Genomic DNA, 25,002 nt, shown 5'->3' with positions numbered 1-25,002 from the left:
ATTTGTTGCTATGTATTGTGCCCAAACTAATTATAAAATTTCATTCATTATTACCCCAGTGCATAATGCTTTGATAATCTATAAAAGTTATGAGCATTGATTAGTTGATTATACAAAAATATAATACAACATAATATCAAATAAGAACAGAGAAACACAACAAATTTCCCCATATTCTTTATTCGACATAAATATCTTTTTTCCTGCTTAGATAAAAAAAATTTTAAAAAATAATTAATTTTTTAACAATTATATTTATATATATATTATTATTTCTTAATTCTAGCAATATATTACATTTGTTTAATCACCCAGTAGATATCTGCACCCAATAAAGCTTATACGCAATTTAAGGATCATATATTTTTTAGATAACTTATCTCTTCATTAGTCAAATGTCTCCAATTCCCCCCCGACAAATCATCTAATACAATATCCCCAATAGCGACACGTTTAAGCTTTGTCACGGGATGTCCTATTTTTTCACACATTTTTCTTACCTGCCGGTTTCTTCCTTCATGAATTGTAACTTTCAACTCGCATCCGCCTTTAATAATTTTTATTACTTCAATATCCGCAGGTGAAGTAATATAATCGTCTATCTCCAGACCTTTTCTGAATTCATCAAGTTTGGTCCTAGTTGGTATTCCTTTAACATTTGCCACATAAACTTTTTTTATGACATGTTTGGGATGTGTTATCTTATATGTCAAGTCTCCATCATTGGTAAGTAGCAACAATCCTTCGGTATCATAGTCCAGCCTTCCCACAGGATATAATCTCTCATTAAAATCATTTTTCACCAAATCAAGCACTGTAGGCCTGTTAAATTGGTCTGATGCAGTAGAAACAAATCTTACGGGTTTATTTATCATAATATATACTTTTCGCTGCTCCACATGAATAATTGTTTCATCAACTTCCACAAGATCGGTCTCTATATTTATTTTTTCACCTAGCGTTTGTATTACTTGATGATTTACTTTGACTCTACCTTCCTGAATCATCTCTTCAGCTTTTCTTCTTGATGCTACTCCTGATAAAGCTATGTATTTTTGTAATCGCATTAAATTTTGTTCTTCCATATAATTTTTCACCTGCTTTCTCAATATATTATTATAACAAAAAAACAGCCGATAATCCGACTGTTTTTTTACTATATTAATTTATCATTAACTTCAATATTATTTCTCTATTTGAAAACATCATCATCCAGCTTTTTGTAATTTTTTCAAATGCCATTTTTACATCTTTTCTTTCCACATTGTCAATAGCCGCAAGAGGAATGCTGCCACATTTTATATCCTCAAGATACAGATCTATTTTCCCGATTTCCTGACCATAATTAACCGGCGCCATCACGTAATCCGGGACATCATACTTTACTTCTACTTTATTCTTTTCTCCCTCCATAATAGGAAGCTGAAATGATGCAGATGCTACAAGAGATATTGTATCTTTTTTACCGTCAAGTACGGGAATGGTTTTCATAAAATCTCCTTCCTCACATACCGACTGTATTTTATAGCGATCAAAGGCATAATCAAACATCTTTTTATGATCTTCCCAATCATTCGGTGCATTGAGCGTTACTGCAACTACTTGCCAACCGTCTCTGGTAGCGGAAGATACTAAGGTGCGCCCACTTTTTTTAGTATACCCTGTTTTCACCCCATCACAACCCTCATACATTTTTAGCAGCTTATTATGATTTGTTAAGACACGGTTCCATTTGTGTCCTTCCCACGGAATTTGCCGTTTCTCAGTTTTAACAATCTCTGCAAATTTATCATTCTTTAGGGCATATCTAGTAATTAAAGCAAAATCATATGCTGTGGTATAATGGCCTTCTTCATCCAAACCGTTAGGATTTTTAAAATTGGTATTAATAGCACCGATATCCTTTGCTTTTTGTGTCATGATTTTTGCAAATTCATCGACTGAACCTGCTATATGTTCTGCAATGGCAATTGCCGCATCATTGCCGGAACTAAGCATAAGTCCGTATATCAGATCTTCCAGTTTCTGTTTTTCTCCCTCTTCAAGCCATATCGAGGAACCCTCCGCATGTGCTGCGTTCGGACTTGTAACTACAATATCATTCAGATTGCCGTTTTCAAGAGCAATAACTGCAGTCATTATTTTCGTAATGCTGGCCATCGTACGCTTTTTATGTGCGTTTTTTTCAAATATTACCCTTCCTGTTACCGTATCCATAACGACCGCTGATGCTGCCGATACATCCGGTGTATTGGCTAACACCGTTTGAATATTCACAATAGATACCATCATAATTGCCACAAGTAACAATGAAATTTTCCTCAAAAAAATCACCCGCCCATTTATGTAATACATATATAATTTATATGAGCAAGCGATTAATATATTCATATTTTACCTATTTTTATTCATTTTCCACTTCTGTATTTGTGGTCTTTCCTTCTTCAGATTTTTCAATTTTCTTCTTAATATTTACTTTTTTTCTTACACTTTCATTAATCTTTTCAATTAAGTCAGGAACAAGGTCAAGAATCTTATCTACAGATGAATTGGTATTAACCGGTAGCAGTTTAATCTGTCCCTGTCCTACAACCATAAATGCAACAGGCTGAATGGTCACGCCTGCACCACTGCCTCCTCCAAAAGGCATTTTTGATACGGATTCTTTATCGTCATCTTTTTCTTTTACACTTCTGCCAAACTCTGATCCGCCGGCAGCAAATCCGAATGATACTTTAGAGATTGGTATAATGACCGTACCATCAGGTGCTTCTACAGCATCCCCTACAATGGTATTTACATCCACCATCTCTTTAATACTTTGCATTGCTGTTGACATTAAACCTTCAATTGGATGTTCCGCCATTTTTGTCACCGCCTTATGTTTTTTATAACCCCATCGTCATCATGATGTCTTTCTATAGTCTGACATACTTTTGGGGTGTTTTCAATCCATTTGTTAAAATATATTTATTAATCATATATCTAATGATAGAGTATATAAAAATAAAAAATATAATAATAATATGTACTATTCTAATACTAAATATACAATACCATTTTATTTGAAAAATTGTATCATTAAAACATGGATTTATTCTGATATCCTGTTGTTTTAGTACTAAATTGTTGTCGATAATAGACAGCGTATTATAGCATGCTCCCCATATCAAACCGCTCGCCATACCGGTAAGAGCTGCATCGCCAAATCCAAAGTCAAAATGAAATATAAAATCTTCACATATCAATCTTTTTTTTGTGTAGTTACGGATAGGTATCAGTACTTGTTTATATTTCTGAAATTGTTCATATCCGTTTTTCATGGTATCGGTCAATTTGGAAAAACTAACGAATGCCTTATCTTCATCACTTATCTGTTCGTCTTTTTTATTTTTAATTCTTTTGGAGAACTTGATTCCCCAAAAGCCTTTTTTATTATCTGTATCTATAAACGGTATTTCCAATTTAATGAGTCTTTTGAGAATGGACAAGGTTAATATTGCTTTATCATTTTCCCCATTGCGCAAAAATTCAATGCTTATATTCATTTTTACAAAGAGTAATATAAATAGTATTATGCATATTAATATAAGGTAAATCACAGCAAACACCTCGTTATGGTATTATTACCAATAATAAGCATATCATACTGATTATCTATTATTCGGTAATTTACTCCTCAAGATCCTCAGGGACATGAAAACTATCAATTTCCGGCAGTTCTTCCAATGTTCTTAATCCAAAACAGCGAAGAAACTCTTGTGTAGTACCGTAAAGAATAGGCTTTCCAGGTGCATCCATCCGTCCTCTCTCTTCTACCACCCCTCTTTCAAGCAGCTTGTTCAATACGCTGTCACTGTTCACACCACGTATTTGCTCGATATTGCTCTTGGTTACAGGCTGATTATAAGCGATAATTGCTAATGTCTCCAAAGCAGCATTAGATAGACTTTGATTATTTTTAGGCTCAATAAGTTTTCGTATATACTCATAATACTCCGGCCTGGTGCATAGCTGAAAGCAATTGTCAATTTCGATAATCTGTATTCCGCGCCTTTCATAAGTGTAGTAATCCATCATTCTGTGTACAATAGAGCGTATCGTATTTTTATCGATCTCTAAAATATCCGAAAGCCTGTCAATATGGATCGCATCTCCCCATGCAAAGAGTACTCCTTCTATGATTGACTCTACTTCTTTAATATTCATTGGCCTCACCATTCTTCTTTGAACGATATATATATAATTGTTCATCTTTATTTTCTATGATTATAACATCTAGTTTCACTAGCTCCAGTACGGCAAGAAAACGGGCAACTATTTCTGCCCGCAAATGAGTATTGTTAAATATGTCTAAAAATTTCAATTCTTTTTTTTGCTTGAGAAGCTTTAATATCTCTTTAATTTTTCGTTTAATGGAGACCTTTTCAGTTCCCACAATGTTATTGAAAGCACTTTTATCCTCTGTTCGTACCTCTGTATTTTTCTTCAGAACTGCTTTAAAAGCTTTTAATAAATCATCGATTGATAAATTTACAAGATTGCAGCTAGATGAAGGAATCTCAATTTCGTCTGCATCCTTAAAAAAAATATTTTTATGCCTATGCTCTCTCTCTTCCAAAAACACAGAAGCTTCCTTATACTTTTTATATTCCAAAAGTCTTTCAATCAACTTTTGGCGAGGGTCTTCCTCGTCCTCTTCAGGCTCAGTGTATTTAGGAAGAAGCATCTTGGATTTTATATAAAGCAAATGCGCAGCCATTACAAGAAATTCACTTGAAACATCTAAATCCATCGATGATAATTGGTTTAAATAATCCAAGTACTGTTCGGTAATTTCGGAAATCGGAATATCATAAATATTTACTTTATTTTTATCTATCAAATGCAACAGCAGGTCAAGCGGCCCCTCAAATATTTCAAGTTTAAAAGAAAGTTTTTCCATCTCAAAGTCCCTTTGTTTAGTATAATTAGAAAGGAAGTATATTCACTATTGCCAGTAAAAGTTCTTGTACTATTCTAAAAAGGATATTCAACACAGGATTTAACATCCCTGTAAATAGTAATAGCAATAGTATGACTTGTCCATAGCTTTCATATCTTAATATATTGTAGTACCATTTTGATGGTAAAATCGATATAAATACCTTTGACCCATCCAGTGGCGGGATGGGAATTAAATTAAATATCGCTAAACCTATATTATAGCGCAACATATAAATAAGAATGATATTCATAATATCTGCACTTAGACCTGAAAGCCCCACCGTTGGTAAATATAATACCTTTGCCACCAGCAACGCAGTAAAAGCCAAAATCAAGTTTGATACCGGGCCTGCCAATCCTACCAGCGCAGTATCCTTTTTATAATTTTTAAAATAAGCAGGATTAAACGGGACAGGTTTTGCCCACCCAAACCCTACCGTGAGAAGCGCAATCGCCCCAAGAGGGTCAAGGTGCTTAATCGGGTTTAATGATAGTCTTCCATAGCTTCTCGGGGTCGGGTCCCCTAATTTATCCGCCATATAACCATGCGCAAATTCATGAAATGTAATTGCCAACAATAAAACCGGAATACTAAACAGCAGTTCCAATGGGTTATCAAGTCCTCTAATCAAATAATCACATCCTGTATTCTGCAATATAATCTACATACATTATAGTATTTATCATCTATGGTGTCCATATTTTGTTAATAAAAAACTATAAACAGCACAAAGTCTGTGCTGTTTATTCTTAGAATCAGATGATATCATTTTTAATGATGTCTTCATAGGTTTCTCTTTTTACAACTACTTTTGATTGTCCATCTTTCACCATTACTACAGGTGGACGAGGAATCCTGTTATAATTGCTTGCCATAGAATAATTATATCCTCCCGTTGCTAAAACCGCCAGATAATCTCCGGGTTTAATTTCGGGCATCATAATGTCTTTTATCAGCAAATCACCGGATTCACAGCATTTCCCGGCAATTGTAATTTTCTCAGTTTTTTCATCTTGAGGCCTGTTGGCCAAAACCGCATCATATTCTGACTGGTATAAAATATACCGGGGATTATCTCCCATACCTCCATCTACAGAGACATATTTTCTAACATTAGGGATATCTTTTACCGCCCCCACTGTATATAATGTAATTCCAGCCGGCGCAACGATAGACCTCCCCGGTTCCATCAGTATAAACGGAAGCTGTACGCCTCTTTGTGCAGCAATTTCCTTTACAACCTTCGATACCGCTTCTATATAGCTGTCATATTGAATAGGGTCATGCTCAGGAACATATTTAATCCCGTATCCGCCGCCTAAATTTAATTCTTTTATTTCTAAACCAAATTTGTCTTTTATATCGCCTATAAAGTTCATCATTACTTTTGCTGCTAACTTAAAAGGATCAAGATCAAAAATCTGCGACCCGATATGGCAATGCAACCCAACAAGCTCTATATTAGAAAGATTGATCGCTTCCTGTACGATTTCCATTGCTTCCCCGGTCTCAAGCGCGACACCAAATTTGGAGTCTATTTGTCCGGTTTGGATAAAATCGTGGGTATGGGCTTCAACACCTGGTTTAATTCTAAATAGTATTTTTACTTTTTTATTGAGCTTTGAGGCAATATCGTTTAGCAATCCCAGCTCGTATTTGTTGTCTACAACGATTCTTCCGATATCATTCTGTACGGCAAGCATCAGTTCATCGTAAGTTTTATTATTACCATGGAAATAAATTTTTTCGACAGGAAATTCTGCTTTTAACGCGGTATATAACTCTCCTCCTGATACTACATCAACACCCAAGCCCTCTTCTTGTAGAATTTTGCACATATATAACGTACAGAAGGCTTTGCTTGCATATAACACAAGGCCGTTTCCACCATAATACTTGTCCATGGAATTTTTATATATTCTACAATAATTTCTTATCAAACCTTCATCCATTACATATAATGGCGTGCCATATTCTTTCGCAAGCTCAACACAATCACAACCGCCTATCTCTAGATGATTCGCTTTATTCACTTTCAGACATTCGGAAACAAACATATTGCACCACCTTAATAAAATATTTACGAAATTTTAACATATTTTTCTGCAAGTGTCAATATCCACGATTGCATGCTTGTTATAGATCAACAAGTTTAAACCTATAGTTTACCAAACTATATTTTATTTCAGTTTTCGTAGGGGCGGACGACTCTGTCCGCCCGCAGATATTACAATAGAGCATCGGGCGGACAGGGTCGTCCGCCCCTACAATAAAAAATACCTAGATATATTTAAGCACAAAGTAGCACGTTGGTTAAACATGATTCCAAGGATTTTTATCCATCAAGAATGCAAAAAGACCTTCTCGAGATTTCCAGAAGGCCATTTCATATTCTTTAATTAATTTCTTGCATTAAGCCATCGCTTTACTAATTTATTAAAAACTTTACCTACCGTAATTTTTTCAATTGCTTCGGCAGTAACAACATCTACCTTACCGATTTCTTCACCATTTGATGAAAAGACTATATCTCCAACTTTTTGGCCTTTTTCCACCGGTGCCATCACATTATCTGTAATATTGACTTTTTTATCGATACTGCCTTGTTTTCCCTTCTCAACTAAGAGATTAAATTCCGCGGCAGTTTGTAGTTTTACTTTAGGATACATTCCCTTACTTACATTAATTTCTCCTACCGCTTCATCTTTTTCCACTCCCCGGACTACTGCGTATTGCGCGAATCCATAATCAAGAAGTTTGGATGCCGAACTGAATCTTTGAGAAGACGTAGGTGCTGCCATAATAGTGGCTATTAACTGCATTCCATCTCTTTGGGCCGAAGCTGACAGACAATAGAGCGCTTTACTGGTAGAGCCGGTTTTGATACCATTTGCTCCTTTATAAAACCTTACAAGCTTATTTGTATTAGCCAGACCAAACTTACCCTCTCTTAACGAATCAATCCAAATGGTAAGATAGTCATGAATTTTCGGATATTTAAGAAGCTCTCTGGACATAAGAGCAATATCATAAGCACTGGTATAATGGTTCTCTGTATCCAGTCCATTGCAGTTCACAAAATTCGTATCATTCATACCCAGTTCTTTTGCTTTGTCATTCATCGCTTTTACAAAAGCCTCTTCACTTCCACAAATATGTTCCGCCATAGCAACGGAAGCATCATTTCCGGATGCCACTGCGATTGCTTTCAACATATCCTGTACCGTCATTTGTTCTCCCGGCTCCAGGTATACCTGAGAACCTCCCATACTGGCGGCATATTCACTGCAGGTTACTAAATCATCAAATGAAATCTTACCATTATCAATAGCTTCCATAATAAGCACCATGGTCATCACTTTGGTTACGCTTGCCGGCGGAAGCTTTTCATGACTGTTTACTTCAAATAGAACTTTTCCCGTCGACTGTTCCATTAACACTGCTGATTTCGCTTGTATGTCAATGCTTGCCGATGGCTCTTCCGCTTTTGTCACTACTGCAAAACCTAACAATAACGATATAACACAAACCAATGAAATGATCCTTAGAAATTTCTTCATATCACAACCTCCTGGTTTTTTCCTTAGTTTATGTTATGCATCGTTTTTTCATCTTATTCCCAGTATTATAATAATTTTAATCAAAAAGTGGGGAGTGGGGGGTGGGGAGTCTTTTTATGTTCACTCCCCACTCCCCACTAAGTTCAGAATCTTTTGGTTCCTTCCTTGCTTACTATCCCATGAATCAGTTTTCGAGGTTGGACAGGTTGTTGAGAGATCTTGTACGCTGATAAAACGGTTTCTTCAATCTCATTTATTTTAGACGCATCATTTGTATAAATCTCAGCAATGGCTTCACCGCTTTTAACTTTATTGCCGATTTTCTTTTGTAAGATAATACCGGCACCTAAATCAATTTGACTTTCTTTAGTAATTCTGCCCGCTCCGCTGAGCAAGCTTGCAATGCCAACCCTTTCACTATCAATAGATGCAACTGTTCCCGTATCTTTTGCTATCACCGGCCTGATATATTCGGACTTGGGGAATAAATGATAATCATTAATTACACCTATATTTCCACCTTGGTGGGCTATCCATTCTTCAAACTTTTTCAATGCTTTCCCTGAAGAGAGTTTTTTCCTTAATATGCTCTCCCCTTCTTCAATATTGTCCACGACTTTACCCATTAAGAGCATGTACGAGCCTAAAATCAAGCATAGCTCTATAAGATCTTGAGGACCATTTCCTTTTAGTGTTTCAATCGATTCTATCACTTCCACAGAATTCCCAACAGCATATCCCAAAGGCTGGTCCATATCGGTGATCACTGCCACCACTTCCCTACCTACCCCTATGCCTATCCGAATCATTTCCTGTGCTAATTGAAACGCTTCTTCAGTATCTTTCATAAATGCACCGCTTCCGGTCTTAACATCCAGCACAATCGCATCTGAACCTGAGGCAATCTTTTTACTCATAATACTGCTGGCGATTAACGAAAGATTGTTTACTGTTGCAGTAACATCTCTTAAAGCATATAATTTTTTATCTGCGGGCACGAGATTTCCTGTTTGCCCTGCAAGAGCAATACCAATGTTATTTACATTATAAATGAATTCTTCTTTCTTTAATTGCGTGTTAAATCCCGGAATGGATTCTACCTTATCAATGGTACCCCCCGTATGTCCCAAACCCCTTCCGGACATCTTCGCTACCGATACTCCGGCAGAAGCAACAAGCGGTCCTAATATTAATGTAGTTTTATCACCTACGCCTCCTGTACTATGCTTGTCCACTTTAATTCCCCTAATATCCGATAAGTCCAATTGTTCCCCTGATGCAGCCATGGCCATCGTAAGATCCGCCGTTTCTTGTTGATTCATACCATTTAGGAAGATACTCATCAGCAGTGCGGATGATTGATAATCAGGAATTTCTCCTTTGGTATATCCTTGAATCCAATATGCTATCTCTTCAGCCGATAACTCCATATGATCTCTTTTCTTGGCAATAATATCATACATTCTCATAAGGCAGCCTCCTATTAATTGAAAAAAGGGCTTCTATTAAGCCCTTGGATGTGTCTTTTTATATACTTCTTTTATTTTGTTCTTTGTAAGCTGTGCATATATTTGTGTTGATGATATATCGGAATGACCTAACATTTCTTGTATCGATTTCAAATCGGCGCCGTTCTCCAACAAATGCGCCGCAAAGGAATGACGCAGCGTATGAGGTGTAATTTCCTTATTGATTTTAGCCTGGTTTTTATAAAGCTTAATAATCTTCCAAAATCCCTGCCTCGTCAATCTACGTCCATTACAATTGACAAATAATGATTTTTCATTCTGACTTTGTATCATCATTGGTCTGGCTTTCTTTAGATACGATTCCAATGCGTTCACTGCGATCGTTCCAAGAGGGATTACTCTTTCCTTGTTTCCCTTGCTGCATTTTATAAAACCCATCTCTAAATTTATATCATCACAATCCAGATATATTAACTCTGAAACCCTTATACCTGTTGCATATAGCAATTCCAACATGGCTTTATCTCTATATCCTTTTAGATCAACACATTTTGGCTGTTCTAGTAATAGTTCAACTTCCTGGGTAGATAATATTTGCGGTAATTTCTTTTCAACTTTTGGAGATTCTAAATTTTGAGTAGGGTCTTGTTCAACGATACTTACTTTATTCAAATATTGATAAAAGGAACGTATAGAAGCTAAATTCCTTGAAATAGTGGAGGTCGCTCTTCCCTTTTTTTGAAGATACAGTAAGTAAGTAATTACCGCGGTTTTGTTTACACCTGCGATATTTGATATATTTATCTCTTGTAAATAAGATATGTATTGTTGAATATCCCTTCTATATGACTGCAGCGTATTATCCGACAACCCCTTTTCATTTTCAAGAAAATCCACAAACTTTTGAACAAGAACTTCCATTTCAACTATCTCCTTCACAATTTAGTTGATATAACAATAGTATTTTTATTTTACAGAAAATTTTAACAATTGTACATAGTATTCTACAAATTTTTCTAAATTCCTGCATAAAATTACAAATTCCAATAAAATGATACGTTTCATCAATTACGTTAAAACAATTGTTATATTTTTTATATTTTAGAAATATATACTAATTTACTACTTATTAATTGAGTATTGACCGCTTTTTTTAAGTTTATACCTTTTATAAAAATATTTACATATTCTTTTTTATAATAATATTAACCCATGGAAGCAGTAATAGATTTAATAAATACCGGTGTAATATATGCTTCAATGATGCTTCCTATAACCATAATAAAAATCACGATTAACACACAAACGCAGTAGGAAAGGAATTGGACCTTAAAATTATCTTTTCTATGCTTTACCTTGGTTTTGTTTTTTATCATCGTAAGCGAAAAATTAACCGAAGTCATTCCAAGAAAAATAAAACATGGTACAAGTATCAGATTTTGCGGCAATATCCCAAGCAAAGCAAATATCACCCCTTTAAAATTAAGACACTTAATAAAAAATCCTACTGTAAAACCTATAACAAACCCTTTTATTCCGATGATGATTAAAACGAACGGAATCCCTATAATGGTCATTCCAAGTATCCACAGTATAACAATTAGTTTTATATTGTTAAACAGTGAAGCCTTTAGTAATTCTACATTGTTCACATCCTGCATGTTAATGATATAAAAGAATTCCTGTATATACTCAGATAAATCATCAATTTGAGTATAATCTAGTACATTGACAGTAAACGCTCCTGTAGAAACACCCACTGTAAATGAAAGTATAATAATTATATATAATACAAGGTTTTTTAAGAAATGGTCTTTTATCATTTTGTTTAAGGTCACTGTCAAGCTCTATCCCCTCCAATGCTTACATAAAAATTCTATGCACCGAAAAGGAGAAAAATTACATAATTTTTTAAAAAATAATTATCCATAGTTACATATTTAATGCGAAGACTGCTGTACTACCGATGGTTCTAAAGAAAGCAGGATCTTGCGCTATTCCTCTTCCCATTGTTTTTATTTGCACATTACGTTGCTCTAAAATACTTAAAGTATTTTCATCAATACGGGAAATATCATGTTTTTGGTGTATTTGATGCTTATTGATTTGTTGGAAAATGACATTCTCTTTTTCCTCATTAAAAACCGGAACCGCTAAATGTGCACCGGAGCACGTAAGTTTTCCTAAAACAGTAAGAGAATGGTGACTGATGCCATAATGCCTTTCTCTTTGGTCAGCAAAACTTATCCTCGGCACATAGAAGGGTACTCCGTTCATTAAATTGACAGCATCAATAATAGATCCCCCTTCAACACCGGAAAAACCAAGCTTTGTATTTGTACCTACCACTCCCGGTCCGGGGCCGATAATTGCTATATCGCATTCACAAATGTATTTTGCTCCCAATAAGGCAGAATAAAAGTTTACCGCTTCAAGGTCACCTCCGAAAGCTTGTCCTGACGTAATGGTAAAATCCAGCAACTGTTGTTCTTTTAATGTCCGCACCATTTTACTGAAGAATAAGGGCAAACAAGCACTATCAGTCATAATATATGTAATTTTTAATGATTTATTATAATGCTTTAATATATGTACCGTGGGGGAGAGCATACTATGTAAAGGAATAATGATTACTTTCATTCCACTTACCGAATCCCGATCTTTAATTATTAGATGATACGGACTATCTATCTCCTCAATAGATAAACATTTAACTTGCATAGGTGTATATCTGAGTTTTATGATATGCCCTTTATCGGATGAAAAATTATTTATTGGGCTAGTGAGATTTGCAATTACATAATCATAACCACCGGTTCCTAAATTTAAATAGGTGGCATTGGTATTGGTGATCACCTTATCGCCTACTTTCACCGGACCGGCAATACGGCTATAGTTGATCGCTTTCTTCTGGCCTTCTTCACTGCTAATCAGTATTTCGGTAATCTCATCGTTTTGTTCCAGGATTTTATCTACAACAGCTGTCCTGCTTCTAATCAAATGAATCTTCCTTTGTTAAATTTCTTTTGAACAGTCCGAAATCACTGAAAAAGTGCTTATCGTTCGAAAATCTGACTTTTTCAGTAGTCTCGAACAGTCCCCTATGATTCTGAGCTGATATGTAATATACTTAGTGTGACTTCTCAGCTATATTTTTTCCCAAGTTCGATCGCCTTTTCAGTACATTTTTCCATTGCATCCATCAATGCGCTGCGGAATCCGCTTTTTTCAAGTTGGTATACTGCCTGAATGGTAGTTCCTGCCGGAGAACAAACTGCGTCTTTAAGCTCTCCCGGATGTTTACCGGTTTCCATCACCATTCTTGCTGCCCCTGCAACCGATTGCGACACAAGATTATACGCTATATTTCTAGGAATCCCTCTCATTACAGCCGCATCAGCCATTGCTTCAATCATCATATAAATATATGCCGGACTGCTTCCATTCACTGCAATGACTTCATTCATATAATTTTCACTTATTGATTCTACCTTCCCTATACTTCTAAAGATCTGATTCACTATTTCAAATTCATCCTTGCTGACCGGTTCCTCAAAACACGTTACTGTCATTCCTTCTCCGATTAATGCAGGTGTGTTTGGCATAGTTCGAACTACTTTTACTTCACAGTCAAAAAAGCTTTTAATATATTTAATAGAGATCCCTGCTGCAATGGATACAATAATTTTTTTATGTATATTTGAAACTGTACTCAATTCTTTTAGCACAGCACTATAAATATTAGGCTTAACTGCTAAAATAATGATATCACTGTGTTCTGCTATAATGGTATTATTTATATTAGTATTTACGCCTTTGTCCTGTAATATACTCAATTTCTCAGTATCCATATCACTTACATAAATATTCTTTGTATTTACAATGGCTGCTTTCATCATACCGTTCATGATTGCGGACGCCATGTTACCCGCCCCTATAAATCCTATATTCATACTATTCATTTGCATAAAATTCCCTCCAAGTTTTTTTATATATTATCTTACTATTTTTTCTATCAAAAGGCAACAAAAAAGCGCTAATGCGCTTTTTCACGAGTATTGAATATTCTTTTTGATACACATCATACTTTTAGTTCTACTTTTACACCCAATAGTGCTTCATTCTCTTTAAGAATCGGTTGAATATACTCATTTACAAATTCTTCGACCTGCTCAGGGGATCTGCCTACAAAATCCTTAGGATTCAAAATTGCTTTAAGTTCATTCAGATTTAAATTGAACGTTTCATCATCAGCAATTCTTTCAATAAGGTCATTATGCTTTCCTTCCACTTTTACCTGTTTTGCGGCATCCATAGAATGAATCCTTATCTTTTCATGAAGCTCCTGCCGGTCTCCGCCTTTTTTAACAGCACTCATCATGATATTCTCGGTAGCCATGAAAGGCAGTTCACGGTTGATATGCTGCTCTATGACCTTAGGATATACCACTAATCCATCTACAACATTGATATATATTCCAAGGATCGCATCCACTGCAAGGAACGCTTCAGGAATACTGATCCGTTTATTGGCAGAATCATCCAAAGTCCTTTCAAACCATTGTGTAGATGCGGTAATCGCAGGATTCAATGCATCTACTATGACATAGCGTGCAAGAGAAGAAATTCTTTCGGTTCTCATAGGATTTCTCTTATATGCCATCGCCGAAGAGCCAATTTGATTCTTTTCGAAAGGTTCTTCGATTTCTTTGAGATGTTGAAGAAGCCTGATATCATTGCTGAATTTATAAGCACTTTGCGCAATGCCGCTTAATACGTTGAGCATCTGACTATCCAGTTTTCTGGAATAAGTTTGTCCGGAAACAGGAAACACATCGGAATATCCCATGTTTTCAGCAATCATTTTATCCAGCTTTTTAACTTTTTCATGATCTCCGTCAAATAGCTCCAAGAAACTTGCCTGTGTTCCGGTAGTCCCTTTAGAACCGAGCAATTTGGCTTTGGACAACTGATAGTCCACATCTTCCAAGTCCAATAATAATTCCTGAAGCCACAAGCATGCTCTTTTGCCTACGGTTGTAAGCTGGGCAGGCTGAAAATGCGTGAATCCCAAAGTAGGCAAATCCTTATACTCCATTGCAAAATCAGCCAGTAATTTTATGATGTTGACCAACTTTTGTTTGATTAGCTTAAGTGCTTCGGTCATAATAATAATATCGGTATTATCTCCAACATAACATGATGTCGCCCCCAAATGAATAATAGGCTTTGCCTTAGGACACTGCTCTCCATATGCAAAAACATGCGCCATTACATCATGACGGACTTCCGCTTCCCGTTTTGCAGCGGTTTCATAGTTAATTTCATCTTGAAACTTCTTCAGTTCACCGATCTGTTCATCAGATATATTAAGTCCTAACTCCTTCTCTGCTTCAGCAAGTGCGATCCATAGCTTCCTCCATGTTTTAAACTTCATATCAGGGGAAAAAAGCTGTTGCATCTCTTTACTTGCATATCTGGAATTCAAAGGACTTTCATAAGTATTTTTCAATGCGATCTTCCTTTCTGCAAAAGTTTGAGTAGTAAACAATGGTTTCATTACTAACCACTATCCACTACTCATTTTATACTCTATTATAACTCATTGTTCAAGAACTTTTCAATCCTATTTAATCCTTCTACGATATTTTGCATGGAAGTCGCGTAAGACCAACGGACATAACCCTCTGCACCAAAACCGGAACCGGGAACTAAAGCCACATTGGCTTTTTCTAATAACAGATCCGCAAATTCGTCGGAATTATTAATTGTTTTTCCATAGTATTCCTTACCAAAGGTACTGTTGATATTCATCATGACATAGAATGCGCCTTGCGGCTTTGAACATGATAAACCTTCTATACTGTTGATTCTATCTACCATATAGTTTCTTCTTTCAACAAATGCCTTCTTCATCTCTTCAATCTCATCCTGCGGACCATCTAGAGCTGCGATGGCAGCTACCTGCGCAATAGAATTCGGATTGGAAGTAGCATGACTTTGAACATTGCCCATTACCTTCGCGATCTTGGCATTTGAAGCGGTGTATCCTATTCTCCAACCTGTCATCGCATAGGTTTTTGATACGCCATTTACAATAATGGTTAAATCTTTGATAGCTTCTCCAAAAGAAGCGATACTCACATGCTTTAAGCCATCATAAATAAGGTGCTCATAGATTTCATCAGAAACAACATATATATTATTCTGCACCGCAAATTCCGCAATTTCCTTTAGTTCATCCTCTGTATATATCATACCGGTAGGATTACTTGGGCTATTCAGTACTAAAGCCTTTGTTTTAGATGTCACTACCTTTTTTAAATCATCAATTGTAAATTTAAATTGATTTTTTTCATTAGTGGGCAAAAGCACAGGCACACCATCTGCCAGCTTTACCATTTCAGGATAACTAACCCAGAAAGGAGCAGGGATGATTACCTCATCTCCAGGGTTACAGATGGCAGTAAATACATTCACCAGAGAGTGCTTCGCTCCATTACTAATAACAATTTGCTCCGGACTATACGCAAGATTATTATCTTTTTTTAATTTCCTGCAAACAGCTTCTTTTAATCCGGGCATCCCTGCAGCAGGTGTGTATTTTGTAAAGCCTTCATTGATTGCTTTAATAGCAGCTTCTTTGATATGCTGAGGGGTATCAAAATCCGGCTCGCCGGCACCAAAGCCAACAACATCTATTCCCTTTGCTTTCATGCTTTTAAATTTCGCATCTATAGCTAATGTAGATGATGGGCTAATAGAAATTGCCTTTTCAGAAAGATTGAGATTCATAAAAAAATATACCTCCATTGATATAATTTTAACCAATGCATTATCCGCATTAATAACATTCATTTATTCGAAATTTACTATATTTATATTATTATAATTACAATGAAAATGCAAGAGCTTTATGCAAATAATTCATAACTATAGTATTTTTTCTATCAACCTCATAAAATTTTTCCCCATGATCTTTTCTACCTGCTGCTGGCTGTAATTTAACCTCAAAAGATTGCTGCATAAAGCATCCAACTGTTCTACACCAATGACATCTTTTGGCGTGGTGTCTATACCATCAAAGTCCGTACCAAGACCAATATTATTTTCCCCATTCAGCCCCATAAAATGCTCAATATTCTTTAAAATATCCAGCATATCAGCCTCATCGCTTTGATTAAGAAATGGAGGATAAAAATTGATACCTACCATACCTCCATTATTCTTAATAGCTATAAATTGTTCATCGGTGAGGTTGCGTTTATGACCGCAAATCGATTTCGAGTTGGAGTGAGATGCTATAATAGACTGTTTGGAAAGTTCTATTACATCCCAAAACCCTGCAGGTGAAAGGTGCGATACATCGATGATCATTCCTAGTCTATTCATTTCTTCAACTACTTCTCTGCCAAAGTTGGTTAACCCTCCATTGGTCTGTTCTTCTCCAACCCCATCTCCAATCTCATTTCGTCCGTTCCAAGTGAGACAGATACTTCGTACACCTAGACGGTATAGCATTCTCAAAACACGCAAATCTCCCTGTAGTGCTTCGCCTCCTTCAACAGAAACAAAAGCAGCCACCTTTTGATTATTGACTGCTTCCATCATTTGTTTATAATCTTTAACAAATGCAATATGTTCTTTATTATTCTCGACTTGTCTAAAAAATTCATCCAGGATTTGCATGGTTCTTTTTAATGCATTATGGGGAGAATACTCCGGCGCAATCCATGCGGCAAACATCTGGATATATCCTTTGTACTTTTTCATTCTACGGATATCTAAATGTGTATCATTGGAATATAAATCCTGTCCGTTTTCCATCAGTTTTGTAATGGTATCACAATGTGCATCAAAAACAATGTAGTTGTGCATACAATTCCCCCTAATCTTTTACGCTTGAAAAGCGTTTTTGATCACCCTTACCGATTTTATATCCGGCTTATGTCCGGTAACACAACCGATTACCTCTACAACATCAAATCTTATATTTCTCCCGTGCATTCTTTTTTGCATAAGATAATACTGAGCAATTTGAATAATCTTATTTCTTTTATAATAATCTACTGCCTCGGCGGGAATTCCAAACCGGCAATCCTTACGGGTTTTTACCTCGATAAAGACAATATATTCACCCTCTCTGGCGATAATGTCTATTTCACCAAGCCGACAGCGAAAATTTTTATCAATGATTGTATAATGATTCTTGATTAAATAATTTGCTGCTTCCTGTTCCCCTAACGCACCTATCTGTTTTTTATAAACTGTCATGCTTCTTAACTTCTCCCCTTAATTTATCCAAATCACTTACAAAAATCAGAATTTGCGCAACCACTTCATATAGCTCAGGCGGTATTTCATCGCCTATTTGAAGTAAATTCAACATATGGGCTAGTTTAGGGTCTTTATGAACAGGAATATTATTTTCTTCCGCTTTTTCTATAATACTTTCCGCTATTCTTCCTTTTCCCGAAGCAATCACTTTTGGTGCCTTATCCCCTGAAGCAGGATCATACTTTATGGCTGCCGCCTTTTTCATCGTATCCTTATCTTTTCTCATTTTTACACCCTCATATCAAAAGAATACTTTTTATTAATGTGGCTTTGTGTTTGCTTCACATTTAATAGATCTGTTTTTTCGGCTATTTCTTTATAGGTCACCTTCACAAGCTTGTATCCGTAACTATCTAATAAGCTATATAGCGGAGTAATATTATTTTTTACAAATGCAAGTGTATCATTTTCATCTGTTTGAAAATGGCATTCAATATTTTTATTTTTAATATTAATTAACGCCTCTACCAGTCCCAGATTAGCAGTATCCAGTGAAATAAAGACCGACGCATTAGAAGGATCGACTTTCTTTTTATTTTTAGTATCTTTAAATACATACAACTCAGCAGTACTATTATAATCATTGATGTTAATAGGAATATGAACAACACTGTAAAAGCGGTTTATTTGATTCAAGAAATTCAAATTATCTTCAACCTGACTCATAGTATGCTTTAGTTGTTGTATTTCAGGCGTATCAATATTTTTTATTACGGACTCAATCTGTTTCAATAATTGCTCAATTTCTTTTATATTCTTTTCACCATTAATCTGCTCGGGCAATAGATCAGCGTTAGTTTTATCTATGACTTTAAAGATATTCTTCGTAAGTTTCTCGATATTCTCCATCTCAGCAGGATCTATCAATTTTAACAAGTTTTTTATTTCCGCTTTATTATCTACATCACTACTTATCAGTTTATGATCAACGGGCAGGAGTACCTGTCCATCTTTAGATATGATCTGCTGTTGGTCAACAGCAGGTTGTTTTTGGGTAACATTAATCCTATTATTTTCCATACCTTCAATCGGAAGTTTTGTATTGCCATCTTTAGTATAGCTGCCGGTATCCTTAGAAGCGCTTATGTCGTTCGTAGTAGCGCTATTGTCAGACGTCACTTGCGGCTTATAATTTATATCAGACTGCTGTGTACCTTCTATTTGATTTTTAGATATTGTTTGTACCATATCTTCCAATTGAATAACCAATTTTTGAAGACTTTGTCCCAAAACCTGTCTTTGCTGTGTTAGTTGGCTAAGAACAGTTAAATTTTTTGAATTAACAGGAATGTCATTTCCCAATAAGAAAGTCAGCTTGTCCGCAGTTGTTTTATTAAAATCATTTAAAAGCCTTGTAAGATTTTGAAAATTCTCTTTGGTTAACGGGATTTCATTTTTGGACATTTCACGACCAACTTGTACATTCTTTGAATCCGGCGGTATGGATATAGATAAGAGCTTTTCTTTAATACTATCTGTATTAAGCGCTTGCCCCATTTCTTCTTTTACGATTTCAACAAATACCTGTGATTCATCTTTGGATTTAATATATAAATCTAAAAAATCGCCTAGGTTTACTTCTAAAGGCACCAGGCTGGCAGCACTGATAAAACTTCCATCGGGCATTCTTAAAGAGAGCATCTTAGAAGAAATACCTGTCACCTGCACTCTTAGAACATCTCCGATATCTGCGTTTTTTAATAAGTTTCCGGTATTGGATACGTTTAATTGATTTAGACCTGTAAATCCATCAATTCTCATTTTATCACCATCATACATTAATAAATTTTGAAGTAAAGGTTTTTCTATGAATTGGACATAGTCCAAATTTCTTAATTGAATCTATATGCTCTTTTGTACCATAACCTTTATGTGCAGCAAATCCATATTGAGGATAGATTTTATCACACTCTTTTATATAACGGTCCCTTGATACTTTTGCAAGAATGGATGCAGCTGCGATGGAAATACTCAGACTGTCACCTTTTACAATACATTGGTATGGTACCGATATCCCTTTTACGGCATCACCGTCTATTAATACAAATTCCGGCGAAGTACTTAAATTCTCAACAGCTTTTACCATTGCGTGAAATGCGGCATTCCGGATATTGATCTTATCTATTTCTTGTTCCGAGACACTGGCAACACTATAGCTTACTGCTTTTTTAATAATTTCTTCATATATTGCATCTCTTTTTGATTCACTGAGTTTTTTGGAATCATTAATACCCTTTATAACTGTACCGGGTTTTAATATGACCGCAGCTGCAAATACCGGACCCGCAAGCGGTCCCCGTCCGGCTTCATCCACACCGGCAATATGCTTTAACCCTTTTGTATAGAGCTTTTCCTCAAATGCATAGAGCTGCTTAATTCGTTCAAGCTCGTGATAGTGCTTGGCAACTCTGTTACTGTATTTTGTGATAAGCTTATGTACCGCAGCACGGGAGTCATTATTTAAAAGAGGTATATTTTGCTCTATAGACTCTATATCTAATTGATCCAGAAATTTATCTATCTCCTTAATATTCATATTGGAAAATTCCATTTATTTGCCTCCCATATTATCAAGATCAAATCATTTTCATACTATATAAGTTGAATTAAATAATTGGATATTGCAAGTCAACGGAACGCCACGGGGGGCGTTCCCTACGAATTGAAAATCATGTATGAATGGAATTTGGTGTTCTATGTAGGGAACGGCCCCTGTGCCGTTCCGATTCAAATGTTTAATTCAACTTATATATTAATTATTCTATAAATATATCGGTTATCCTGCAAAATTACTTAAAAAATAAGACAACCACTCTGGAATAGAAGACCAAAGCAAATTGTAAAAAAGTGCTGAATCGTTCGAAAACCAAACATGGGGACAGTCCCTCTGTTATGCCAAAACCATGCAAACAGCAGGGACAGTCCCCATGTTCGATTTTCTCTATGTGCTTATTCTCTCTAATGGTCCTATTGATAACCTAATGCTATATTGGCTTCTCCAAGGTCATACTTCCGATTTTTGCTCCTCTAAATTCATCCAATATAATTCCGGCAGCTCGGAAAGTGTCTATTTCTCCACCCGAAACAATACATCCTCTTTTTTTACCTATATTAGTAAGCAACTCATACCCGCTCAAATCCGATATTTCATTCAGTTTGTACCGTTCTTTTAGTTTTTCCGGGTAATTGTTTCTCAAGAACTCAAGCAAACTGCATGTCAACTCTTCGATATCCATGATCTCGTCTTTTATCGCTCCTGTATACGCAAGTTTTCTTCCTATTTGAACATCTTCAAATTTAGGCCACAAGATCCCCGGCGTATCCAATAGCTCAAATCCGCTTTTTAATCGAATCCACTGCTGCCCTCTCGTTACTCCCGGCCTGTCTCCTGTCTTGGCACTGGCTCTTCCTGCAAGCTTATTGATAAAAGATGATTTCCCTACATTCGGAATTCCAACAACCATGAGCTTAATGGCTCTATTTACCATTCCCTTTGAAGTTTCACGTTCTATTTTTTCTTTTAAAATCTCTCTGCAATAATCAGAAATCTGATTCAATCCTTTTCCTGTAATAGAATCTGCTAAGATAACATTAATGTTATTCTTGTTGAACCAAGCCATCCATGCCTTATTTAAAGTCGGGTCGGCGATATCGCTTTTATTCATCACCATTAGTCTCGGCTTATTACCCACAATATTATCAATATCAGGGTTTCTGCTGCTCAGCGGCAGGCGAGCGTCTACAAGCTCAATGACTATATCAACCAGCTTAAGACTTTCCTGCATAATTCGTCGCGTTTTCGCCATATGACCCGGATACCATTGAATATTCATATTACTTTCTGCCTCCAAGCTTTGTCTGTCCTATCAGGAAGCATAGGAACGGTACGAAATAACTTTAAAAGTGCTTATCGTTCGGAAATCTGACATAGGGACAGGGCCGCAGTCCGGCCAAAAACCAGGCCTGACAGCAGACCAGTCCCTAAGTCCGACTTCCTCTATGTGCTAAATCGGACTTTTTCAGTGGTCTCGGATGGTTCTATTGCTTCCCTTTTAATTCATAAGTTATTTTGAATCATCTGTGAACTGTTAACTGTGAACCGTGAACTAATGATATATTGATCCGAAACGGTTTAAAGGCCAAATCCTTAGGCTTGCCTTACCCATTACCGCTTTAAACGGTACCATTCCAACATCACTATATCGGCTGTCCCGGCTATTATTTCTATTATCTCCTAAAACAAAAACAGTATCCTCCGGAACTGTCTGAGGAAACTTCACATCTCCCCTTTGTGCAATGGGTTCATTTATATAAGGCTCAGATAATGGCTTTCCATCTACCTTCACAACATGGTTTTCAAAATCAATATCAACCGTTTGCCCCGGTAACGCGATCACCCTTTTAACATACGGTGTATCTTTATGCATGGGAGGAGTAAGGATAATAACATCTCCCTGTTTGGGTTTATACATCAATTTTACTACAATTAAACGGTCATTATGGTTCAGTGTAGGAACCATGGATTGTCCATCCACTCTAATTAATGAAAATACAAAAGTTCTGATCACCAATGCTATGACTAACGCAATAACAATAGCTTGCACCCATTCCCTTATTTCTTTTTTATAATCAAAGGCTTGAACCGGAACCGACTGCTGTGACGTTTCTTGAGCAATATCGTTTTCGTTGTTTTCAATATTAAAATGCTCTTTATCCATATTAACCTCCAAAGATCAATAATAGATCTAATTCTTTTCTATCTAATTATTATGAAAGTTATCACTTATATTTATTCAATATCACTTTAACATGCTAAAAAGGGACTATCAAGTCCCTTTTTATGTTTATATCTTTTCTTTAACTTTTGCAGCTTTTCCAACTCTATCACGAAGATAATAAAGTTTTGCTCTTCTAACTTTACCCTTTCTTACCACTTCGATTCTATCGATTCTTGGAGAATTTACAGGGAAAGTTCTTTCAACGCCAACACCGTAAGATACACGTCTTACTGTAAATGTTTCCTGAATACCTCCGTGTTTTTTACGGATAATGGTACCTTCAAACATCTGAACTCTTTCTCTAGCGCCTTCTTTAACCTTTACATAAACTCTTACTGTATCTCCGATTACAAGCTTAGGGAGATCATTTCTTAACTGTTCTTCTATTAAACCCTTAATGACATCCATCATTAATCCTCCTTCCTTCGTAGACGTTCATGCTGCACATTTACAACAGAGGACCGTCCGTTCTACACATTAAAGTAGTATATCATATAGTGTATAATAATACAATACTTTTTTAATATAACAGGTATATACTTTTAAATTGATAAATATTGTTTCATCAACTTCATTAAATACACCCTACTTTAATTTACTTAAAATTTTATTGTCAGTCTCACTTAGCAGCACAGTATCCAGTAGATCAGGCCGCCTGTGAAAGGTACGCAAAAGCGACTGTTCTCTACGCCATTTTTCGATATTGGCATGGTGACCGGATAATAATACTTCCGGCACTTCTCTATCTAAAAAAACCGGTGGTCTCGTATACTGAGGATATTCCAGCAACCCGGAATAATGAGATTCTTCTTTAAAAGATTCCTCCTGCCCCAACACACCCGGGACCATCCTACATACTGCATCAATGACTGCCATTGCGGGAATTTCTCCTCCGGTTAGAACAAAGTCTCCGATAGAAAGCTCGATATCTACGATCTCTTCTATAATTCTTTCGTCTACTCCTTCGTAATGTCCGCACAATATAATCAAGTGCTCCTCTGTAACTAATTCTTTTGCAAACGACTGTGTAAAGGTTTTTCCTTGCGGTGTCATATAAATCACTTTTGGTTTGTATGACAAACCGTGCGTGATACTCGCAAATGCATTATAAATCGGAGCCGGCTGCATGACCATGCCGCTTCCGCCACCGTAGGGATAATCATCTACTCTCTTGTGTTTATCCTCAGAGTAGTCCCTTATATTAATAAAGTTAAGTTCAACGATATTATTTTTTTTTGCACGTCCGATTATACTATGGTCCATTACGGCATGGAACATTTCAGGAAATAGCGTGAGTACATCAAAACGCATTATTCTATCAGTCCTTCTAGAGGTTTTACAATCATGGAATTATTATCAATATCTATTTGAATGACTACTTCTTTTATCGCAGGTATCAAAATATCTTTACCCTCCAAAGGCTTTATGATATAAACATCACTGCTTCCGGTGGAAATAACATCGCTGATTTTACCAAGATACTGGCCCTCTTGCGTTTTCACTTCCAATCCTATCAAATCACAGATAAAATACCTATTCTCTGGAAGTTTAACTGCTTTGTCCCTGTCAATCAGAAGCATCTTATTTTTTAATTTCTCTGCATCATCAATGGTATTGACATGTCTGAACTTTAAAATAATATTGTTCTTTTGGTACTTTACATCATCAATATATATTTTCTCAAGTTTTCCATTCTGTTGGATGTATACCCAATCCAGCTGCTCATAACGTGTCGGGTCATCTGTTAAGGGGATCACCTTCACACTGCCCCTTACACCGTGGGTATTTACGATTTTTCCGACTTCCAACTGTTCACATCTCATGAGTGCCTCCAAAAAATTAAAATCGGGAGTAGAAAATGCCTCTCCACT

Annotated in this window: 26 protein-coding genes; all 26 read right to left on the bottom strand. The window is 36.1% G+C overall.

Going from position 1 to position 25,002, the window contains the following annotated elements:
- Positions 1 to 356: 356 nt before the first annotated feature.
- The 26 genes from QKW49_RS01365 to rimM all read right to left on the bottom strand — a co-directional run bounded on the left by QKW49_RS01365 (position 357) and on the right by rimM (position 24,954).
- Positions 357 to 1,085 (bottom strand): pseudouridine synthase, encoded by a 729-nt coding sequence (locus tag QKW49_RS01365; RefSeq protein WP_282865805.1) that lies wholly within the window; start codon positions 1,083 to 1,085, stop codon positions 357 to 359.
- 76 nt (positions 1,086 to 1,161) lie between these two features.
- Positions 1,162 to 2,325: a D-alanyl-D-alanine carboxypeptidase family protein gene (locus QKW49_RS01360; RefSeq protein WP_282865803.1), complete on the bottom strand. Its 1,164-nt coding sequence runs from the start codon at positions 2,323 to 2,325 to the stop codon at positions 1,162 to 1,164.
- A 79-nt stretch (positions 2,326 to 2,404) separates the two neighbouring features.
- Positions 2,405 to 2,866, bottom strand: a complete 462-nt coding sequence (gene ytfJ / locus QKW49_RS01355) for a GerW family sporulation protein (RefSeq protein ID WP_282865802.1) — start codon at positions 2,864 to 2,866, stop codon at positions 2,405 to 2,407.
- A 52-nt stretch (positions 2,867 to 2,918) separates the two neighbouring features.
- Entirely contained in the window at positions 2,919 to 3,602 is a 684-nt protein-coding gene (locus QKW49_RS01350) for a DUF2953 domain-containing protein (RefSeq protein ID WP_282865801.1), read from the bottom strand.
- A 70-nt stretch (positions 3,603 to 3,672) separates the two neighbouring features.
- Complete coding sequence (gene scpB, locus QKW49_RS01345; RefSeq protein ID WP_282865800.1) at positions 3,673 to 4,209, bottom strand: SMC-Scp complex subunit ScpB; 537 nt, start codon at positions 4,207 to 4,209, stop codon at positions 3,673 to 3,675.
- The gene (locus tag QKW49_RS01340) at positions 4,199 to 4,945 is read right to left on the bottom strand and encodes a segregation/condensation protein A (RefSeq protein ID WP_282865799.1); all 747 of its coding nucleotides are present in this window, start codon (positions 4,943 to 4,945) and stop codon (positions 4,199 to 4,201) included. The genes scpB and QKW49_RS01340 overlap by 11 nt, the downstream gene beginning before the upstream one ends.
- A 25-nt stretch (positions 4,946 to 4,970) precedes the next feature.
- On the bottom strand, positions 4,971 to 5,618 hold the full coding sequence (locus tag QKW49_RS01335; RefSeq protein WP_282865798.1) for a site-2 protease family protein: 648 nt from the start codon (positions 5,616 to 5,618) through the stop codon (positions 4,971 to 4,973).
- Positions 5,619 to 5,742: 124 nt separating this feature from the next.
- Positions 5,743 to 7,044 carry a diaminopimelate decarboxylase gene (lysA, locus tag QKW49_RS01330; protein ID WP_282865797.1) on the bottom strand — a complete coding sequence of 434 codons (1,302 nt, stop codon included), beginning with the start codon at positions 7,042 to 7,044 and terminating at the stop codon, positions 5,743 to 5,745.
- Between the two features lie 342 nt (positions 7,045 to 7,386).
- Positions 7,387 to 8,547 (bottom strand): D-alanyl-D-alanine carboxypeptidase family protein, encoded by a 1,161-nt coding sequence (locus tag QKW49_RS01325; protein ID WP_282865796.1) that lies wholly within the window; start codon positions 8,545 to 8,547, stop codon positions 7,387 to 7,389.
- A 143-nt stretch (positions 8,548 to 8,690) separates the two neighbouring features.
- Complete coding sequence (locus QKW49_RS01320) at positions 8,691 to 10,016, bottom strand: pyrimidine-nucleoside phosphorylase (RefSeq protein WP_282865795.1); 1,326 nt, start codon at positions 10,014 to 10,016, stop codon at positions 8,691 to 8,693.
- 36 nt (positions 10,017 to 10,052) lie between these two features.
- Positions 10,053 to 10,937 (bottom strand): site-specific tyrosine recombinase XerD, encoded by an 885-nt coding sequence (gene xerD / locus QKW49_RS01315; RefSeq protein ID WP_282865794.1) that lies wholly within the window; start codon positions 10,935 to 10,937, stop codon positions 10,053 to 10,055.
- A 284-nt stretch (positions 10,938 to 11,221) separates the two neighbouring features.
- A complete protein-coding gene (spoIIM, locus tag QKW49_RS01310) occupies positions 11,222 to 11,854 on the bottom strand; it encodes a stage II sporulation protein M (RefSeq protein WP_282868030.1) in 633 nt (210 codons plus the stop codon).
- 94 nt (positions 11,855 to 11,948) lie between these two features.
- Positions 11,949 to 13,016, bottom strand: coding sequence for a DUF3866 family protein (locus QKW49_RS01305; protein WP_282865793.1), 1,068 nt, complete (start codon positions 13,014 to 13,016; stop codon positions 11,949 to 11,951).
- 143 nt (positions 13,017 to 13,159) lie between these two features.
- The gene (gene proC, locus QKW49_RS01300; protein ID WP_282868029.1) at positions 13,160 to 13,978 is read right to left on the bottom strand and encodes a pyrroline-5-carboxylate reductase; all 819 of its coding nucleotides are present in this window, start codon (positions 13,976 to 13,978) and stop codon (positions 13,160 to 13,162) included.
- 119 nt (positions 13,979 to 14,097) lie between these two features.
- Positions 14,098 to 15,528: an adenylosuccinate lyase gene (gene purB / locus QKW49_RS01295; RefSeq protein ID WP_282868028.1), complete on the bottom strand. Its 1,431-nt coding sequence runs from the start codon at positions 15,526 to 15,528 to the stop codon at positions 14,098 to 14,100.
- Positions 15,529 to 15,611: 83 nt separating this feature from the next.
- Complete coding sequence (locus QKW49_RS01290; protein ID WP_282865792.1) at positions 15,612 to 16,811, bottom strand: pyridoxal phosphate-dependent aminotransferase; 1,200 nt, start codon at positions 16,809 to 16,811, stop codon at positions 15,612 to 15,614.
- A 138-nt stretch (positions 16,812 to 16,949) separates the two neighbouring features.
- On the bottom strand, positions 16,950 to 17,894 hold the full coding sequence (locus tag QKW49_RS01285; RefSeq protein ID WP_282865791.1) for a dipeptidase: 945 nt from the start codon (positions 17,892 to 17,894) through the stop codon (positions 16,950 to 16,952).
- Positions 17,895 to 17,912: 18 nt separating this feature from the next.
- On the bottom strand, positions 17,913 to 18,290 hold the full coding sequence (locus tag QKW49_RS01280) for a YraN family protein (RefSeq protein WP_282865790.1): 378 nt from the start codon (positions 18,288 to 18,290) through the stop codon (positions 17,913 to 17,915).
- Positions 18,277 to 18,579 carry an EscU/YscU/HrcU family type III secretion system export apparatus switch protein gene (locus tag QKW49_RS01275; RefSeq protein WP_282865789.1) on the bottom strand — a complete coding sequence of 101 codons (303 nt, stop codon included), beginning with the start codon at positions 18,577 to 18,579 and terminating at the stop codon, positions 18,277 to 18,279. The genes QKW49_RS01280 and QKW49_RS01275 overlap by 14 nt, the downstream gene beginning before the upstream one ends.
- 2 nt (positions 18,580 to 18,581) lie before the next feature.
- Positions 18,582 to 20,114: a flagellar hook-length control protein FliK gene (locus QKW49_RS01270; RefSeq protein WP_282865788.1), complete on the bottom strand. Its 1,533-nt coding sequence runs from the start codon at positions 20,112 to 20,114 to the stop codon at positions 18,582 to 18,584.
- 10 nt (positions 20,115 to 20,124) lie between these two features.
- Complete coding sequence (locus tag QKW49_RS01265) at positions 20,125 to 20,904, bottom strand: ribonuclease HII (RefSeq protein ID WP_282865787.1); 780 nt, start codon at positions 20,902 to 20,904, stop codon at positions 20,125 to 20,127.
- 433 nt (positions 20,905 to 21,337) lie between these two features.
- A complete protein-coding gene (gene ylqF, locus QKW49_RS01260; protein ID WP_282865786.1) occupies positions 21,338 to 22,186 on the bottom strand; it encodes a ribosome biogenesis GTPase YlqF in 849 nt (282 codons plus the stop codon).
- 273 nt (positions 22,187 to 22,459) lie between these two features.
- Entirely contained in the window at positions 22,460 to 23,071 is a 612-nt protein-coding gene (gene lepB / locus QKW49_RS01255) for a signal peptidase I (protein ID WP_282865785.1), read from the bottom strand.
- 126 nt (positions 23,072 to 23,197) lie between these two features.
- Complete coding sequence (gene rplS / locus QKW49_RS01250) at positions 23,198 to 23,539, bottom strand: 50S ribosomal protein L19 (RefSeq protein ID WP_282865784.1); 342 nt, start codon at positions 23,537 to 23,539, stop codon at positions 23,198 to 23,200.
- Between the two features lie 177 nt (positions 23,540 to 23,716).
- Positions 23,717 to 24,442, bottom strand: coding sequence for a tRNA (guanosine(37)-N1)-methyltransferase TrmD (gene trmD / locus QKW49_RS01245; RefSeq protein ID WP_282865783.1), 726 nt, complete (start codon positions 24,440 to 24,442; stop codon positions 23,717 to 23,719).
- Positions 24,442 to 24,954 (bottom strand): ribosome maturation factor RimM, encoded by a 513-nt coding sequence (rimM, locus tag QKW49_RS01240; RefSeq protein WP_282865782.1) that lies wholly within the window; start codon positions 24,952 to 24,954, stop codon positions 24,442 to 24,444. Before rimM ends, trmD begins: the two co-directional genes overlap by 1 nt.
- Positions 24,955 to 25,002: the final 48 nt, after the last annotated feature.

It is taken from the genome of Petroclostridium sp. X23 (assembly GCF_030013905.1).
In the GTDB taxonomy this organism is placed as follows: Bacteria; Bacillota; Clostridia; order SK-Y3; family SK-Y3; genus X23.
Note: the sequence above shows the minus strand (reverse complement) of the source record. Positions and strands in the feature narration are given on the sequence as shown.

What these genes read in the sequence shown, in the direction of transcription:
- QKW49_RS01365 (WP_282865805.1), bottom strand. Translation starts at nt 1,085, where the DNA reads ATGGAAGAACAAAATTTAATGCGATTACAAAAATACATAGCTTTATCA.
- ytfJ (WP_282865802.1), bottom strand. Translation starts at nt 2,866, where the DNA reads ATGGCGGAACATCCAATTGAAGGTTTAATGTCAACAGCAATGCAAAGT.
- scpB (WP_282865800.1), bottom strand. Translation starts at nt 4,209, where the DNA reads ATGAATATTAAAGAAGTAGAGTCAATCATAGAAGGAGTACTCTTTGCA.
- QKW49_RS01340 (WP_282865799.1), bottom strand. Translation starts at nt 4,945, where the DNA reads ATGGAAAAACTTTCTTTTAAACTTGAAATATTTGAGGGGCCGCTTGAC.
- lysA (WP_282865797.1), bottom strand. Translation starts at nt 7,044, where the DNA reads ATGTTTGTTTCCGAATGTCTGAAAGTGAATAAAGCGAATCATCTAGAG.
- QKW49_RS01325 (WP_282865796.1), bottom strand. Translation starts at nt 8,547, where the DNA reads ATGAAGAAATTTCTAAGGATCATTTCATTGGTTTGTGTTATATCGTTA.
- QKW49_RS01320 (WP_282865795.1), bottom strand. Translation starts at nt 10,016, where the DNA reads ATGAGAATGTATGATATTATTGCCAAGAAAAGAGATCATATGGAGTTA.
- xerD (WP_282865794.1), bottom strand. Translation starts at nt 10,937, where the DNA reads ATGGAAGTTCTTGTTCAAAAGTTTGTGGATTTTCTTGAAAATGAAAAG.
- proC (WP_282868029.1), bottom strand. Translation starts at nt 13,978, where the DNA reads ATGAATAGTATGAATATAGGATTTATAGGGGCGGGTAACATGGCGTCC.
- QKW49_RS01290 (WP_282865792.1), bottom strand. Translation starts at nt 16,811, where the DNA reads ATGAATCTCAATCTTTCTGAAAAGGCAATTTCTATTAGCCCATCATCT.
- QKW49_RS01285 (WP_282865791.1), bottom strand. Translation starts at nt 17,894, where the DNA reads ATGCACAACTACATTGTTTTTGATGCACATTGTGATACCATTACAAAA.
- QKW49_RS01280 (WP_282865790.1), bottom strand. Translation starts at nt 18,290, where the DNA reads ATGACAGTTTATAAAAAACAGATAGGTGCGTTAGGGGAACAGGAAGCA.
- QKW49_RS01275 (WP_282865789.1), bottom strand. Translation starts at nt 18,579, where the DNA reads ATGAGAAAAGATAAGGATACGATGAAAAAGGCGGCAGCCATAAAGTAT.
- QKW49_RS01270 (WP_282865788.1), bottom strand. Translation starts at nt 20,114, where the DNA reads ATGAGAATTGATGGATTTACAGGTCTAAATCAATTAAACGTATCCAAT.
- QKW49_RS01265 (WP_282865787.1), bottom strand. Translation starts at nt 20,904, where the DNA reads ATGGAATTTTCCAATATGAATATTAAGGAGATAGATAAATTTCTGGAT.
- ylqF (WP_282865786.1), bottom strand. Translation starts at nt 22,186, where the DNA reads ATGAATATTCAATGGTATCCGGGTCATATGGCGAAAACGCGACGAATT.
- lepB (WP_282865785.1), bottom strand. Translation starts at nt 23,071, where the DNA reads ATGGATAAAGAGCATTTTAATATTGAAAACAACGAAAACGATATTGCT.
- rplS (WP_282865784.1), bottom strand. Translation starts at nt 23,539, where the DNA reads ATGGATGTCATTAAGGGTTTAATAGAAGAACAGTTAAGAAATGATCTC.
- trmD (WP_282865783.1), bottom strand. Translation starts at nt 24,442, where the DNA reads ATGCGTTTTGATGTACTCACGCTATTTCCTGAAATGTTCCATGCCGTA.
- rimM (WP_282865782.1), bottom strand. Translation starts at nt 24,954, where the DNA reads ATGAGATGTGAACAGTTGGAAGTCGGAAAAATCGTAAATACCCACGGT.